The organism is Klebsiella sp. 1SOBk10mer (genome assembly GCF_046602535.1).
Taxonomy (GTDB): Bacteria; Pseudomonadota; Gammaproteobacteria; order Enterobacterales; family Enterobacteriaceae; genus Klebsiella; species Klebsiella quasipneumoniae.
The window spans coordinates 1-14,503 of the sequence record NZ_JBKIUP010000004.1 but is presented as its reverse complement, the minus strand read 5'-3'; the positions used below and the strand labels follow the sequence as shown (position 1 = coordinate 14,503).

The following is a 14,503-nucleotide window of genomic DNA, read 5'->3' as shown; positions in this document are numbered from 1 at the left end:
TTAATGGGTAATGCACGACGATACAGGCAATAATAACCCGCCCATCGTCAAAGACGGGTTATTAACGACAACAGCCTTTTTATTATTCGAGCTGCCAGGCTCCGGCTTCGGTTAATGCCGCCGAACCGCTCCAGGCAAATAACGCTAATTCACGGCGGGGAGCCTGCGGGTAGATACGGCTGCTCAGGCAGGCCTCGCCGTCATTGACAAAAACCTCCACCGAAGAGCTATCGAAAAATATCCGCAGATTGAGATCCGCCCCGGCGGTCAACGGTACGCTGCGCGTCCCGCACAGGCCATACTGCGGATAATGCCGCTCCAGCACCAGACGCTGCTGTTGGGCATCCACGTAGAGGCGCAGGCCATCGCCAAAGCGCAGACCATACTGCTCGGCGCTGCTGCTGGCGCAGTTCCAGCGCAGGTTGACCTCCATCGCCTCGCAGTTGTCGACCATAGTGGTCTGCTGATTGTTCAGGGTGCTTACCGGCCACGGGAACCAGGCGCCGCGCAGGCTCTCCACTTCTTTCGCCGGGCGCATCTGCAGGCGGTTATCCGCGCTCAGGCTCAGCTCGCGCGGCAGGGAGAGCATGCCCGCCCAGCCGTCCTGCTGCTCCGGCAGCGGCGATTCCCACATATCCAGCCAGCCAATCACGATCCGCCGGCCATCGGGGGTGGCGAAGCTTTGCGGCGCATAGAAATCGTGGCCGTGATCCATCTCCGTGAACTCGCCGTGACGGACGAATCGCTGCCCCGGCTGCCACTCGCCGATCAGATAGCCGCTCTGGAACAGGTTACGGTTGCGGAACCCCTCGGCCTGCATCCCCTGCGGGGAAAACATCAGGACGCGTTTGCCGCTGAGGGTGAAGAAGTCCGGGCACTCCCACATATAGCCCATGGTGCTTTCCGCTTCATCCAGCACCCCCGCGTCCTGCCACTGGCGCAGATCGGCTGAACGGTACAGCCGTACCTGACCGGTGTCGCCTTCGCGCGCGCCGACGATCATGTACCAGCTGTCTCCCTCCCGCCAGACCTTCGGATCGCGGAAATGGTGCATGCCCGGCGGAGTGTCGACCACCATCCCCTGGCGCTCGAAGTGGATCCCGTCCCGGCTGGTGGCCAGGCACTGTACCTGATACAGATTGGCTTCGTCGCCAGGGTCGCCGTGGAATTTATGCCCGGTGTAAATCAGCGCCAGGGTATCGCCATCGACCACCGCCGAGCCGGAGAAGCAGCCGTCTTTATCCTCCGGCCCCTCCGGCGCCAGGGCCACCGGCAGATGCTCCCAGTGCACCAGATCCTTGCTCCGTGCATGCCCCCAGTGCATCGGCCCCCACTGGGTGGAGTACGGGTGATGTTGATAAAAAGCATGGTACCAGCCGTCGAACCACACCAGACCGTTTGGGTCGTTGATCCACCCGGCGCGGGCCGCCAGGTGATAGTGCGGATACCAGCGCAGATTGAGCGCCTGGCGTTGTGTCTGGAGTACCTGTTCAGCCCTGGAGATTGTGTAAGTCATCGTTTTCACTCTTTTTGATTCAGATAGCGGTAGGTTGCGACATCAGCGGATCGGCGGAGGATTTGCCGGAGCGCAACAAGAAGATGGAAATAAAGGTGGTGCAGAACACCAGCAGGCCCATGATCAGATAGGACTGGGCGAAGCCATATTTTTCATAGCTGTAGCCCGCCAGCGGCGACAATACGCTGGCGATAATCGAGCTGGTGCAGGCGAAGCCCACCAGATAGAGGGTGGAGGAGAGGCGTTTATCGAAGTTGATGCTGTTGTACTTAAAGATAGCCACCAGCAGTATCGGCAGCTCCACCGCGTGCAGCAGTTTGGTGATGGAGATCAGCAGCGGCCCCTCCACCAGGCCGGAGGCCACCATGCGCATCGCCATCACCATGCCGGCGAAAATCAGACCGTTTTTGGCCCCGATGCGGTTCACCAGCCACGGCGCGCAGAACATGCCGGCCGCCTCGAGGAACACCTGGAAGGAGTTAAGGTAGCCATACATCTCATTGCCTTCCTGCAGGGTCGCGAACTGCGATGAGAAATAGACCGGGAACTGCTGGTCATAGACGCCGTAGATGCAGGTGCCGATGACGAAGAAGACCAGCGCCCAGAAGCGCGGCAGCGTCAGCAGGCGCAGCGCATCTTCCAGGGTCACCTTGCCGCCTGAAACCGCCTCCTGCATCGCATGCGGTGCCGAGGAGACGCGCAGCCGGGCCAGCAGAATAAAAAACACCAGTCCGGAGCAGCTGGCGACGAGGAAGTTAAGCTGCGGGTTGATGTTAAACAGCAGACCGGCGAAGAAGGTGGCCACCGCCCAGCCCAGCGAGCCCCACATCCGCGCCCTGCCGAATTCAAACTGGCTCTGGCGCGCCACGCGCTCGGTATAGGATTCCAGCACGCCAATGCCGCCGTTAAAGGTCAAGCCGATGTAGATCCCGCCGAAGATGCTGCCCAGCAGGACGTTAATTTTCAGCAGATGGCCGAACAGCAGATACGCCGGACCGGAGAGGATCAGCAGCGCGGTGATATACCAGAGCAGATGTTTGCGCAGCCCCAGCTTATCCTGGATAAAGCCATAGCAAACTTGCGCAAACAGCGCGGAAACCGACAGCACGGCGTAGATGATACCGGTATCGCCGGCCTTCAGCCCCACCTCCTGGTGCAGCCAGATGGAAAGCAAGGAGCCGGATGACGACCAGGTCACGAAAAAGAAAAACAGTAAGGCACTGAGCAACGGGTAGCTGTGTGAGTGATGCGCTTTCATCATGACATTCTCGTGTTAGAGGAATGCAATTATGGTAACGTTAACAAAAAACAAAGCGCAGAGGGATTCGCTGCGATATATGATGTTAATCACAAAAGTTAACGTTAACATAATGAAGATGCGATCGCGATCAAAAATCAACCGCAACATCGCTCACGACGGCGTTAGCAGAAAATCGTTTCATGCTTTTACATCAGCGACTTAGTTGTATAGCCTGTACTCTGCAGCAATGGCGGAGGAAAAAATGGCGTCCCTGAAAGATGTAGCAAAACTGGCGAATGTATCTCTGATGACCGTCTCACGGGCGCTGAACACCCCGGAGCGGCTCAAGCCGGAGACGCTGGCCCGCGTGCAGGCCGCCATCGCCGAAACCAACTACGTCCCCGACCTGTCGGCGAAAAAGATCCGCGGGGCGCGGGCCACCCCCAGCACCATCGGCGTGCTGGCGCTGGATACCGTCACCACGCCCTTTTCGGTGGAAATCACCCTGTCGATCGAAGAAACGGCCCGCGCCCACGGCTGGAACAGCTTTGTGGTCAATATGTTTTCTGACGATCGGCCGGAAGCAGTGGTCGACCTGCTCCTCTCCCACCGTCCGGACGGCATCATCTTTACCACCATGGGCCTGCGTCAGGTGCCGCTGCCGGACAAACTGCTGACCCTGCCCTGCGTGCTGGCTAACTGCGAAAGCCTCAGCCAACCGGCGGCCAGCTATATCCCGGACGATGAACAGGGCCAGTACGACGCGGTAAAAGCCCTGCTTGCCGCCGGCTATCGTCGTCCGCTGTGCCTGCACTTACCCGCCAGCCAGCTGGCGACAATCCGCCGCCGCCAGGGGCTGGAGCGCGCCTGCCGGGAGGCGGGCATCGAACCTGAGAGCCTGACCCACTCGTATATGGCCCAGGGCGATGAGCATTACCACGATATTCCCGCGGTGGTGCTGGCGCATATCCGCGAGGGTAAACCCGGCTTCGACTCGGTGATCTGCGGTAACGATCGCATCGCCTTTATGGTCTATCAGACGCTGCTGGGCCAGGGGTTACGCATTCCACAGGACGTGGCGGTGGTGGGATACGACAATATGGTGGGCATTGGCGATCTGTTTCTGCCGCCGCTCTCCACGGTGCAGCTGCCGCACTACGACATCGGGCGCCTGAGCGCCCTGCATATCATTCACGGCGACAACCATCGGGAGACGCGCAAGGTCGCCAGCCCGTGGTTGCCGCGCGCCTCGCATTAACGGTTACCGATATTGCGCAGCTTCTCGCCCGCCATCAGGTTGCGCTCAATGTGTTCGAGGGTGACATTTTTGGTCTCCGGGATCAGCCAGAAGGTGACGCCGATAAAGGCCACGTTGAGCACCGTGTAGAGCCAGAAGGTCCCGGCGGCGCCGATCGCGTCAAGCAGCGTCAGGAAGGTGGCGCCGATGATCATGTTCGACACCCAGTTGGTGGTGGTGGAGCAGGTGATGCCGAAGTCGCGGCATTTCAGCGGCTGGATCTCAGAGCAGAGGATCCACACCACCGGCGCCGCGCTCATCGCATACCCGGCAATACACATCATGGTCATGCCGACGGAAAGCCAGGAGAGGCCGCTGGAGGCGGTGCCATTGTCGAACTGCATCAGGCAGTAGCCGAGCACCAGGGTGCCCAGCGCCATCACGCTGAAGCCGATTTTCAGCGCCGGCTTGCGGCCTGCTTTATCCACCGTGAACACTGCGATAAAGGTGGCAAACATAAAGGTCAGGCCTACCACCAGGGTGGCGATCATCTGCTGTTCGGTAGTGGTAAAGCCCGCCATTTTGAAAATACGCGGGGCGTAGTACATGATGATGTTCATGCCGGTGAACTGCTGCATCGCCTGCAGCAGCATGCCAAGGAACACCGCCCGGCGTACGTTACGATTGACCTTGAACAACGCCCAGCCGCCCTGCTTCAGCTTCAGGCTTTCGCGGATCTCGTTAAGCTCATCGCGCGCCTTCTCCGAGGTATCGCGCAACATCCGCAGCACCTCTTCCGCTTCGATATGGCGCCCTTTCTCCGCCAGCCAGCGCGGGCTGTTCGGCAGAAAGACGACCAGAACGATCAGGATCACCGCCGGCAGCGCCAGCACGCCCAGCATGGCGCGCCAGTTACCGCTGTAGCTAAAGGCGGTATCGGAAAGAAACGCCAGCACAATGCCGAGGGTCACCATCAGCTGATACATACTGATCATTTTTCCGCGCACGTTCTCGCTGGCCATTTCGGAGAGGTACAGCGGCGCGGTGTAAGAGGCGATCCCAACGGCCACCCCCAACACCACGCGGGCCACCAGCAGCACTTCGACGCTGGCGGCAAAAGCGGAGCCTATAGAGCCGGCGACAAAGAGCACAGCTCCCGCCATCAGGCTGTATTTGCGGCCAAGGCGGAACGACAGCCAGCCGTTAAACAGCGCGCCTATCGCCGCCCCCAGCATCATGCTGCTGACCACCCACTCCTGAAGCTGGCTGGATAAGGTAAAGTGGTCGGTAATAAAGGGCAGCGCCCCGGATATCACGCCGATATCCAGGCCAAAGAGCAACCCCGCCACCGCCGCGGCGATAGAAACAAACCAGTTCATCCGCCGGGTGTCACGTTGCGCCCGCGGCGTTAATGCAGAGTCGTTACTGATTGAAGTCATTTTTATTCCTGCCACACAGAGAAAGACATAGGACGAAAGTACGTGACTGGCGGAGGAGTTTGTCAGGCTGGATACGCCAAAGATATGGACTATTTTGCTGGCAAGATGGGTTTTGTGATGGACATTAAACTTTCAACGTAACGAAAAATTCGTTTCGCATCGTTAATAACCCTGTTCATACAGGGCGGTAACATTAATTCTGCATTATGGAATATGGACGATCCTCATTTTACGGTATGGACAATAATTGCTCAGACGGCCGGAGCGGTGTGTGCCGCGCCGGCCGTCACCGTCGGTTAGCGCGCCAGCCAGCCGCCGTCCACCGCCACCGTGTAGCCATTGATGTAATCGGAGGCTGGGGAAGCGAGGAAGACCACCGGCCCCATCAGGTCGGCCGGCAGGCCCCAGCGCCCGGCGGGAATGCGGTCGAGGATTTCGCTACTGCGCTGCTCGTCAGCGCGCAGCTGCTGGGTGTTATTGGTCGCCATATACCCCGGGGCGATGGCGTTGACATTGATATTGTGTTTAGCCCACTCGTTGGCCAGCAGGCGGGTAACGCCCATCACCGCGCTTTTGGACGCGGTATACGACGGCACACGGATCCCGCCCTGGAACGACAGCATCGAGGCGATGTTAATGATCTTCCCGCCGCTGCCCTGGGCGATAAAGTGCTTCGCCGCCGCCTGGGACATGAAAAATACGCTCTTGATGTTGAGGTTCATCACGTCGTCCCAGTCCTTTTCGCTGAACGCCAGCGCGTCCTCGCGGCGGATCAGGCCGGCATTGTTGACCAGAATATCAATATGGCCAAACTCCGCCACCGCCCGCTCCAGCAGCTGAGGGATACCGTCGATCTGGCGCAGGTCGGCAGTCAGGCTGAGAAAGCGGCGTCCCAGCGCCGTCACCCGCTCGATGGTTTCCACCGGCTCGACAATATTGATACCGACGATATCGCAGCCCGCTTCCGCCAGCCCGAGGGCCATCCCCTGACCTAAACCGGTATCGCATCCGCTCACGACGGCCACTTTTCCCCGCAGGGAGAATGCATCAAGAATCATAATGTGTTCCTTAGTCGTTCAGAGCCTGCTGTATGCAGGCAAGGTTCTCTCGGCCCGGCTCGCGCCGGCGGCGCGACTGAGCGTAGGGCGAACTCACGGGCAGAGCCCATCATAAAAAATAAAACAGAGTTCCGTTTTACTGATGGGTGCCATCTTAGCCCCGCACTCTGTCATTTTCAATGATACTTAAAACGTTGTTTCATTTTTTATGACAGAGATTACAAAAAAAGAAAACGCGAACAGATCCGGCAACCCGCACCGGACAGGAAGCGGTTTTAAAAGGATGATGATTCAGCCGGTTGTCCAGAGAGGCGGCCAAAGTGAGGCCAGCAGGCCGCAGAAGATGCAGGAATTACGCTGAACTGCGTGGGATATCACAAATAATGAAACGTTGTTTTGATAAATTAACACCCATCTTTTAAAACATATCAATCAGCGACACGCCTCTGGTCCAGCGGCATCGCAGGAAAGAAAGGAGCACTACATGGCTAAAGGCATGCGGGTCAAACTGAATTACCACGTCAGCCGCGATCCGGATACCGGGGCGGAAGTCACCCGCTTAACCCCCCCGGAGGTCACCTGTCATCGCAACTACTTCTATCAGAAGTGCTTTTTTAACGATGGCAGCCATTTACTGTTCGCCGGCGAGTTTGACGGCCACTGGAACTACTATCTGCTGAATATCGCCAGCGCCGAAGCCGTCCAGCTGACGGAAGGCGCCGGGGATAACACCTTCGGCGGCTTCCTCTCCCCGGACGATAAGTCACTCTATTACGTGAAAAATGACCGTACCCTGCTGGAGGTGAACCTCACCACCCTCGCCGAGCGTGAAGTTTACCGCGTCAGCGAGGCGTGGGTCGGCTATGGCACCTGGGTGGCAAACAGCGATTGCAGCAAACTGGTAGGCATTGAGATTGCGAAAAGCGACTGGACGCCGCTCAACGACTGGCAGATTTTCCATGACTTCTTCCACAAAGGACCGCATTGCCGCCTGCTGCGCGTCGACCTGTGCAGCGGTGAGAGCCAGGTGATCCATGAGGAAAAAATCTGGCTGGGACACCCGATCTATCGTCCCTTCGACGACCATACCGTCGCCTTCTGCCATGAAGGGCCGCACGATCTGGTTGACGCCCGCATGTGGCTGGTCAATGAAGATGGCAGCAACGTGCGTAAAGTCAAAGCGCATGCCCCGGGGGAAAGCTGCACCCATGAATTCTGGGTCCCGGACGGTTCAGCGCTGATCTACGTCTCCTATCTGAAAGGCCAGCAGGGGCGGACGATCTATCGCTTTGATCCGGAGAGCGGCGTCAACGAGGCCCTGATGACGATGCCCGCCTGCTCGCATCTGATGAGCAATTTCGACGGTACGCTGCTGGTGGGCGATGGATCAGGCACGCCGGTGGATGTCAAAGATACCGGCGGCTACTCCATTGATAACGATCCTTATCTGTACGTCTTTAACGTGGCGGAGAAGCGCTACTTCCGCGTCGCGCGCCATGATACCTCGTGGGCGACGGTGGCCAACAGCCGCCAGGTGACGCACCCGCACCCCTCGTTTACGCCGGACGACAGCGCCATTCTGTTCAGCTCTGATAAAGACGGCAAGCCGGCCATCTATATCGCGAAATTACCTGACCATCCGCCGATGCTGAGCGCCTGAGCCCCGGCGAACGTTTTTCTGTAACTGGCCTTGCCCTCCTTCGCGGAGGGCTTTTTTTTGTTCCCCCGCTTTGGCCCATAAAAAACCCCGGCTGACGGCGCCGGGGAAAACAGACGATGAGGGCCTGATGGAAATCAGAATGAGTAAGCCACCCCGACGCGGAAACGGGTCTGGCGATCGCTGCGGTCATTCACGCCGACGTTGCCGATTTCACCATACGGCGACCAGTTGTTATCCAGCTTATAGGCCACCTTCACGTTATATTCCTGCGAGTAGGGTTTGTTGTCGTTACGATTCACCCCTTCCGAACTGCGGGCATAGACATAGTTCAGCTCGGTGCGCCAGTCGCCGAGAGCAAACCCGGCCCACGCGTCGCCGCGATTCACCTTGTCATCATCTTTGCCGGCATCATTCGGATAGCGGGTGTACTCATAGCGATAGCGAGCGGCGACATAGAAGCCATTGTCGAAACTGTATTGTACGTGCAGGTGCGGCTTGTAGATGGAGCGGCTGTCGTTGCTCTCTATGGTAAACCCGGGGGTGAGGAACAGGTTCGATGTCGCTTTCCAGCGCCAGCTGATGGTGTCTTCATGGCCGTTGCCCACCACGTCCGAATAGGGTTGCGAACCGTTGTCGCCGCCTGAACGCCATTTGGCCTCTACGGTAAAGCCTAGCCCGTTGGCGAAGCGGTGGGACACCGAGACGCGGTCAGCATTGCTTTTATCGCTCTTGCCGCCATCAATAAATTCATGACGTAAATCTATCGTGACCGCGGTTGCCGCAAAAGACATACCGCAGAGGGCGGCCAGAACCAGAGATCGTTTCAACATAGGGTACCCCTTATAATAAATAAAATGTCATTTCGTTTTTATGAAACGTTATTTTATTTTTTAAGCACCTTAGTTTTAGTGACCAGGATCGTAGTTATTTGTTTCAAAAAAGGTGGCACAACAAGACGTGACGGAGCTCAATAAATTGGCGGTGGGTGAGGGAAATACGGGAGAAAAAAGAGGGGTCGGCAAAGCGCGGCGCATAAAAAAGGCCTCCCGCAGGAGGCCATGGAAATCGACATGCAGCGCTACGCGCGTTCTACCGCCAGCGCCACGCCCTGACCGCCGCCGATGCACAGCGTCGCCAGCCCTTTACGCGCATCGCGCTTGATCATTTCATGCACCAGCGACACCAGAATCCGACAGCCGGAGGCGCCGATGGGGTGGCCGAGGGCGATCGCGCCGCCGTTAACGTTGACCCGTCGCTCATCCCACTCCAGTACCCGGCCAACGGAGATAGCCTGAGCGGCAAAGGCCTCATTGGCTTCGATCAGATCGACGTCGTCCAGCCGCCAGCCGGCCCGCTCAAGACAGCGACGAGTGGCGTGCACCGGCGCGATGCCCATCAGCGCCGGATCGACGCCGACACTGGCGAAGGCGCGGATCCGCGCAAGGATCGGCAGCCCCAGCGCCTCGGCTTTCGCCTCACTCATCATCATCACCGCCGCCGCGCCGTCATTGATGCTGGAGGCGTTGCCGGCGGTTACCGATCCGAGACGATCGAAGGTAGGCTGAAGGCTGGCCAGCCCTTCCGCGCTGGCATCCACCCGCGGTTGTTCATCGGTATCCACGGTGCGCGCCGCGCCGTTATGCTCGGTAACGACCGGGACAATCTCATCGCGAAAGCGTCCGGAATCAATCGCCTTGCGCGCCTTCTGCTGCGAGCTGAGCGCCCAGGCGTCCTGCAGTTCGCGGCTGATGCCATATTCCCGGGCGAGGTTCTCCGCCGTGACGCCCATATGATAATCGTTGAAGGCGTCCCACAGGCCGTCATGGACCAGGCTGTCAATCAGCTGGCTGTTGCCCAGCTGGGCGCCGGTGCGGCTGTCGGTGAGGACATGCGGAGCGCGGCTCATGTTCTCCTGGCCGCCGGCGATCACCACGTCCGCCTCCCCGCACTGGATCGCCTGGGTGGCGAGGTGCAGGGCTTTCAGGCCAGAACCGCAGACGTCGTTAATGGTGATCGCCGATACGGTGTTGGGCAACCCGCCGCGAATAGCAGACTGACGGGCCGGATTTTGCCCGGTTCCCGCGGTCAGCACCTGGCCGAGGATCACCTCATCCACGCTCTGCGGATCGATTCCCGTCTTCTCCACCAGCGCCTTCACCACCACGCTGCCCAGCTCAACGGCTGAATGGCGCGATAACGCGCCCTGAAAGCAGCCAATCGGCGTACGTAGCGCCCCGACGATCACGACATCCTTCATCCTCTACCCCTGCCCGTGCTTTTGCGCAAAGAAACAGCGATATACTAGATAATTGTTATCAAAAAACTTTGTAATTGTTTAAAAAAAGTGAAGCTAATCACAAAGAAATAGCTATTCGTTAACGCTCACGCCGCTGCAGATGCTGACGCAGCCAGCTGCCGGCCGCCCCGGGCGGCGCTTTCTTATTCCACAGCAGATCCACCGAAATCGCCCGCGGCCAGCCGGGGATATCGAGCGCCACCAGTCCGCCCTGCGGCGCAAACTCCGCCACCAGCGCACAGGGCAGAATGCACCAGCCGAAGCCCTGCACCGCCATGCTGAGCAGCAGCAGGTAGTTTGGCGCCGACCAGACCTGCCCGGCGGCAGGCTCCGTCGCGCTGGCCAGAAAGGTGCTCAAACGCAGCTCGCGCCAGCTGCGCAGCTCATCCCAGACAACCTTGCCCTGCCCCGCCAGCGGATGGTCAGGCGCCACGTAAATGCCCATCGCCGTCTGCAGCGGCAGGCGGGTGCTGCCGATATCGGTCGGGTAGCGCTCTCTCGCCTCAATCAGTCCCACCTGGGCGCGGGATTTTTGCAGGAGATCGATCACGTCCTCATCTTCGCCAATCAAACATTCAAATTCGGTATGAGGGAAGCGGCGGTCAAACTGCACAAGCAGATCTTCCAGCACGTCCGGGTGCAGGGTGTCCGAGAGCACAAAGGTCAGCCGCGGCTCCGTCTCGCCGGACAGCGATACCGCCAGCTCATCCAGCCGCTCGCTGGCGGCGAGGATCGCTTTGACATAGCTCAGCACCTGCTCTCCCTGCGGCGTCAGCGTCGGCTGCCGCGTTGCCCGATCGAAGAGGGTCACCCCGAGGTCAGCCTCCAGGTTGGCGATAGCGGTACTGATCGTCGACTGGCTTTTGCGCAGGCGACGGGCGGCGGCGGAGAACGACCCGCTGTCAACGGCCTCGACAAAGGCGGTTAACGCTTCCGGTGAATAACGCATGATGTATCTACTTTATCGATGGTTTCTATCTTTTGTTTATCACATTTTTCCATAAACTGCCGGGTAATTTCCTGTTCAGGCTAAAACTGGAGGTAGCTCGCCATGCAACAGACCCCACATCAGCGCAAGACGCTCACCGAGCGCGTTATCCACGCCATCACCTTCGAAGGGCTGGCGACGCTGATCCTCGCCCCCACCGCCGCCTGGCTGATGCAGCGTTCGGTGGTGGAGATGGGCGGACTGAGCATTCTGCTCGCCACCCTGGCGATGGTATGGAACATCATTTATAACGCGGCTTTCGATCGCCTGTGGCCAGTCTCCCGCGTCCCTCGCCGGCTGAAAGTGCGGGCGCTGCACGCGATCGGCTTCGAGACCGGCTTTGTTATCATCGGCGTCACCATGGTGGCCATCGTGCTGGGGGTATCGCTGCTGCAGGCGTTTATGCTGGAGATCGGCTTCATGCTCTTCTTCCTGCCCTACACCATGGCGTTTAACTGGGTCTGGGACACCCTGCGCGAGCGCGTGATCCGTCGCCGCCGCCCGCGCCAGGCGGCGCGCGGCTAGCCTCGCGGCGGATCCTTCGCGATCCGCTGCCACTTTATTACCAAAAACTATCGCAACAGACGAACCATAAATATGGTAAATTGCACTCCTTTTTTTTGGTTTGACGGTTGATAAAGTCGCATAATGTCTAAAATTTGGTCTAAAGAAGAAACTCTATGGAGTTTTGCCTTATATGGCACTGCAGTAGGCGCTGGGACGCTATTTCTACCGATCCAGCTGGGTTCGGCTGGCGCCATTGTCCTTTTCATCACCGCGCTGGTCGCCTGGCCGCTCACCTACTGGCCTCACAAAGCGCTGAGCCAGTTTATTCTCTCGGCCAATATCGCGCCGGGAACCGGGATCACCGGCGCAGTAAATCACTACTATGGTAAGAAAATTGGCAACCTGATCACCGGGCTCTATTTCCTCGCCTTCTTTGTGGTCGTGCTGATCTACGCCGTGGCCATCACCAACTCGCTGGCCGAGCAGGTGGCACATCGCACGCCGATGACGCCTGCGCTACGCGCGCTGCTGAGCCTGGGGGTCGTGCTGGTCCTTAACCTGATCTTTCTCATGGGCCGGCAAATCACCATCAAGGTGATGGGCTTTCTGGTCTTCCCGCTTATCGCCTGCTTCCTGTTTCTCTCCCTCTATTTAATCCGCGACTGGCATCCGGAACATCTCACCAGCCAGATGCAGTTCAGCTCGCAGACGCTCCACCAGGTCTGGATCTCCATACCCGTGATGGTTTTCGCTTTTAGCCATACGCCGATCATCTCGACTTTTGCTATCGACCAGCAGGAGAAGCACGGCGACCTGGCCATGGGTAAATGCAAAAAAATCATGAAGGTGGCCTATACCATCATCTGCGCCAGCGTGCTGTTTTTCGTCTTCAGCTGCCTGCTGGCCATCCCGGCGACCTATATTGAGACCGCCCGCGATCAGGGGGTGACCATCCTCTCCGCCCTGTCGATGGTGCCGGGCGCGCCGGGCTGGCTGGCGGTGACCGGCATTATTGTCGCCGTGGTCGCCATGTCGAAATCCTTTCTCGGCACCTACTTCGGGGTCATTGAAGGCGCCAGCGAAATCGTCAAAAGCTCGCTGGGCCTGATGGGCGTGCGCAAGAGCCGCGCCTTCAACCGCGCGATGTCGATCATGCTGGTCTCTGCCTTCACCTTTGCGGTGTGCTTTATCAACCCGAATGCGATCTCGATGATCTACGCCATCAGCGGACCGCTTATCGCCATGATCCTGTTTATCATGCCCACACTGTCAACCTGGCTTATCCCGGCGCTGAAGCCGTATCGCTCGGTGGGTAACGCCATCACTCTGGTGGTCGGCCTGCTCTGCGTCTCCGTGATGTTCTTCGGCTAATCCGTCTCCGGCGACAGCGGCTTGCCTGAGCCGCTGTCGCACATTCTGACAATATTCTCACCCTTCTCTTCCTTGTTAGCGCATTACACTTACGGCTTAGCCACCGTGAGGAGAGTTCCTATGTCCAGTGTCACCTTATCCGGTCGCGGCACGCTCGGCGATCGCCAGGTCTATCGGTTGGGTTACGGCGCCATGCAGCTGGCCGGCCCCGGCGTTTTCGGCCCGCCGAAAGATCCAGAAGAAGCGGTGCGCGTGCTGCAGGCCGCCGTCGAAGCCGGGGTAAACCATATCGATACCTCGGATTTCTATGGCCCCCATGTGACCAATCAGCTGATCCGCAAAGCGCTCCACCCCTACCCCGACGATCTGTGCATTGTCACCAAGGTCAGCGCCCGCCGTGACGAGAAAGGCAACTGGCTGCCGGCCATGTCGCCCGCTGAACTGACCCAGGCCGTCGAGGACAATTTGCGTCACCTGGGGCTCGACGTGCTGGAGGTGGTGAACCTGCGCAGTATGCTGAGCCCCCACGGCCCGGTAGAAGGGTCGCTGGAGGCGCCGCTCGCCACCCTGCTGGAGCTGAAGGAGCGAGGATTGATCCGCCATATTGGCCTCAGCAACGTGACGGCAAAGCAGGTGGCGGATGCACAGAAAATGACGCCTATCGTCTGCGTGCAAAACCTCTATAACATTGCCCATCGCGCCGACGACGCGCTGGTGGATGCGCTGGCCGCCCAGCACATCGCCTGGGTTCCCTTCTTCCCGTTGGGCGGTTTTACCCCCCTGCAGGCGCAGGAGCTGAACGAGGTCGCGGCCTCGCTTGAGGCGACGCCGATGCAGGTCGCCCTCGCCTGGCTACTCCAGCGCGCGCCCAATATTCTGCTGATCCCAGGCACCTCATCCCGGACGCACCTGGCGGAAAATATTGCCGCCGCCGGGCTAATTCTGCCGGCGGATGCGCTGCACACCCTGGATAATATCGCCACCCGCAAGCATCCCTGACCCATCAGGCCGAAAGGAGGGAACGACTTCCCTCCTCAATATTTGCCTGGAAAAACCTCATCACTGCTGGCACTATAGATCGGCTTTGTTGAATAAATCAGATTTCGGGTAAGTCTCCCCCGTAGCGGGTTGTGTTTTCAGGCAATACGCACGCTTTCAGGCATACCTGCTTTCGTCATTTTGTTCAGCGCT

General features: G+C 58.9%; 13 protein-coding genes. 5 read left to right on the top strand and 8 right to left on the bottom strand.

Annotation, left to right across the window (positions count from 1 at the left end; all coding sequences use genetic code 11):
• Nucleotides 1-82 precede the first annotated feature (82 nt).
• From ACLH1I_RS12440 to ACLH1I_RS12430, 3 genes are read right to left on the bottom strand one after another with little or no spacing between them, the layout of a single operon-like run.
• Nucleotides 83-1,516, bottom strand: a complete 1,434-nt coding sequence (locus ACLH1I_RS12440; protein ID WP_017899250.1) for a glycoside hydrolase family 32 protein — start codon at nucleotides 1,514-1,516, stop codon at nucleotides 83-85.
• A 19-nt stretch (nucleotides 1,517-1,535) separates the two neighbouring features.
• On the bottom strand, nucleotides 1,536-2,777 hold the full coding sequence (locus ACLH1I_RS12435) for an MFS transporter (protein WP_004205406.1): 1,242 nt from the start codon (nucleotides 2,775-2,777) through the stop codon (nucleotides 1,536-1,538).
• Between the two features lie 12 nt (nucleotides 2,778-2,789).
• Nucleotides 2,790-2,924, bottom strand: coding sequence for a hypothetical protein (locus tag ACLH1I_RS12430; RefSeq protein WP_017899252.1), 135 nt, complete (start codon nucleotides 2,922-2,924; stop codon nucleotides 2,790-2,792).
• A gap of 94 nt (nucleotides 2,925-3,018) precedes the next feature.
• Between ACLH1I_RS12430 and ACLH1I_RS12425 the strand changes: the two genes are divergently transcribed.
• The gene (locus tag ACLH1I_RS12425) at nucleotides 3,019-4,014 is read left to right on the top strand and encodes a LacI family DNA-binding transcriptional regulator (RefSeq protein WP_198079869.1); all 996 of its coding nucleotides are present in this window, start codon (nucleotides 3,019-3,021) and stop codon (nucleotides 4,012-4,014) included.
• Here ACLH1I_RS12425 and ACLH1I_RS12420 read toward each other — a convergent pair.
• Nucleotides 4,011-5,432 carry a sugar porter family MFS transporter gene (locus tag ACLH1I_RS12420; protein WP_004205402.1) on the bottom strand — a complete coding sequence of 474 codons (1,422 nt, stop codon included), beginning with the start codon at nucleotides 5,430-5,432 and terminating at the stop codon, nucleotides 4,011-4,013. The two genes, ACLH1I_RS12425 and ACLH1I_RS12420, sit on opposite strands and share 4 nt — an antisense overlap.
• A 296-nt stretch (nucleotides 5,433-5,728) precedes the next feature.
• Nucleotides 5,729-6,490 (bottom strand): 2-dehydro-3-deoxy-D-gluconate 5-dehydrogenase KduD, encoded by a 762-nt coding sequence (kduD, locus tag ACLH1I_RS12415; protein ID WP_151629031.1) that lies wholly within the window; start codon nucleotides 6,488-6,490, stop codon nucleotides 5,729-5,731.
• Nucleotides 6,491-6,974: 484 nt separating this feature from the next.
• Here kduD and ACLH1I_RS12410 point away from each other — a divergent pair, with 484 nt between their 5' ends.
• Entirely contained in the window at nucleotides 6,975-8,150 is a 1,176-nt protein-coding gene (locus ACLH1I_RS12410) for an oligogalacturonate lyase family protein (RefSeq protein ID WP_004205399.1), read from the top strand.
• Nucleotides 8,151-8,284: 134 nt separating this feature from the next.
• On the opposite strand, the gene ompK26 is transcribed toward ACLH1I_RS12410, so the two are convergent.
• The 3 genes from ompK26 to ACLH1I_RS12395 all read right to left on the bottom strand — a co-directional run bounded on the left by ompK26 (nucleotide 8,285) and on the right by ACLH1I_RS12395 (nucleotide 11,395).
• Nucleotides 8,285-8,980, bottom strand: a complete 696-nt coding sequence (gene ompK26, locus ACLH1I_RS12405) for a KdgM family porin OmpK26 (protein WP_004205398.1) — start codon at nucleotides 8,978-8,980, stop codon at nucleotides 8,285-8,287.
• A gap of 248 nt (nucleotides 8,981-9,228) precedes the next feature.
• Nucleotides 9,229-10,407 (bottom strand): acetyl-CoA C-acetyltransferase, encoded by a 1,179-nt coding sequence (locus ACLH1I_RS12400; RefSeq protein WP_004205397.1) that lies wholly within the window; start codon nucleotides 10,405-10,407, stop codon nucleotides 9,229-9,231.
• Between the two features lie 118 nt (nucleotides 10,408-10,525).
• Nucleotides 10,526-11,395, bottom strand: coding sequence for a LysR family transcriptional regulator (locus ACLH1I_RS12395; protein WP_004205395.1), 870 nt, complete (start codon nucleotides 11,393-11,395; stop codon nucleotides 10,526-10,528).
• Between the two features lie 102 nt (nucleotides 11,396-11,497).
• Between ACLH1I_RS12395 and ACLH1I_RS12390 the strand changes: the two genes are divergently transcribed.
• The 3 genes from ACLH1I_RS12390 (at nucleotide 11,498) to ACLH1I_RS12380 (ending at nucleotide 14,311) form a co-directional block, all read left to right on the top strand.
• The gene (locus tag ACLH1I_RS12390) at nucleotides 11,498-11,959 is read left to right on the top strand and encodes a multidrug/biocide efflux PACE transporter (protein WP_004205393.1); all 462 of its coding nucleotides are present in this window, start codon (nucleotides 11,498-11,500) and stop codon (nucleotides 11,957-11,959) included.
• A 123-nt stretch (nucleotides 11,960-12,082) separates the two neighbouring features.
• Complete coding sequence (locus ACLH1I_RS12385; RefSeq protein WP_004205392.1) at nucleotides 12,083-13,312, top strand: amino acid permease; 1,230 nt, start codon at nucleotides 12,083-12,085, stop codon at nucleotides 13,310-13,312.
• A gap of 120 nt (nucleotides 13,313-13,432) precedes the next feature.
• A complete protein-coding gene (locus tag ACLH1I_RS12380) occupies nucleotides 13,433-14,311 on the top strand; it encodes an aldo/keto reductase family oxidoreductase (protein ID WP_049092883.1) in 879 nt (292 codons plus the stop codon).
• The last annotated feature ends 192 nt before the right edge of the window (nucleotides 14,312-14,503 follow it).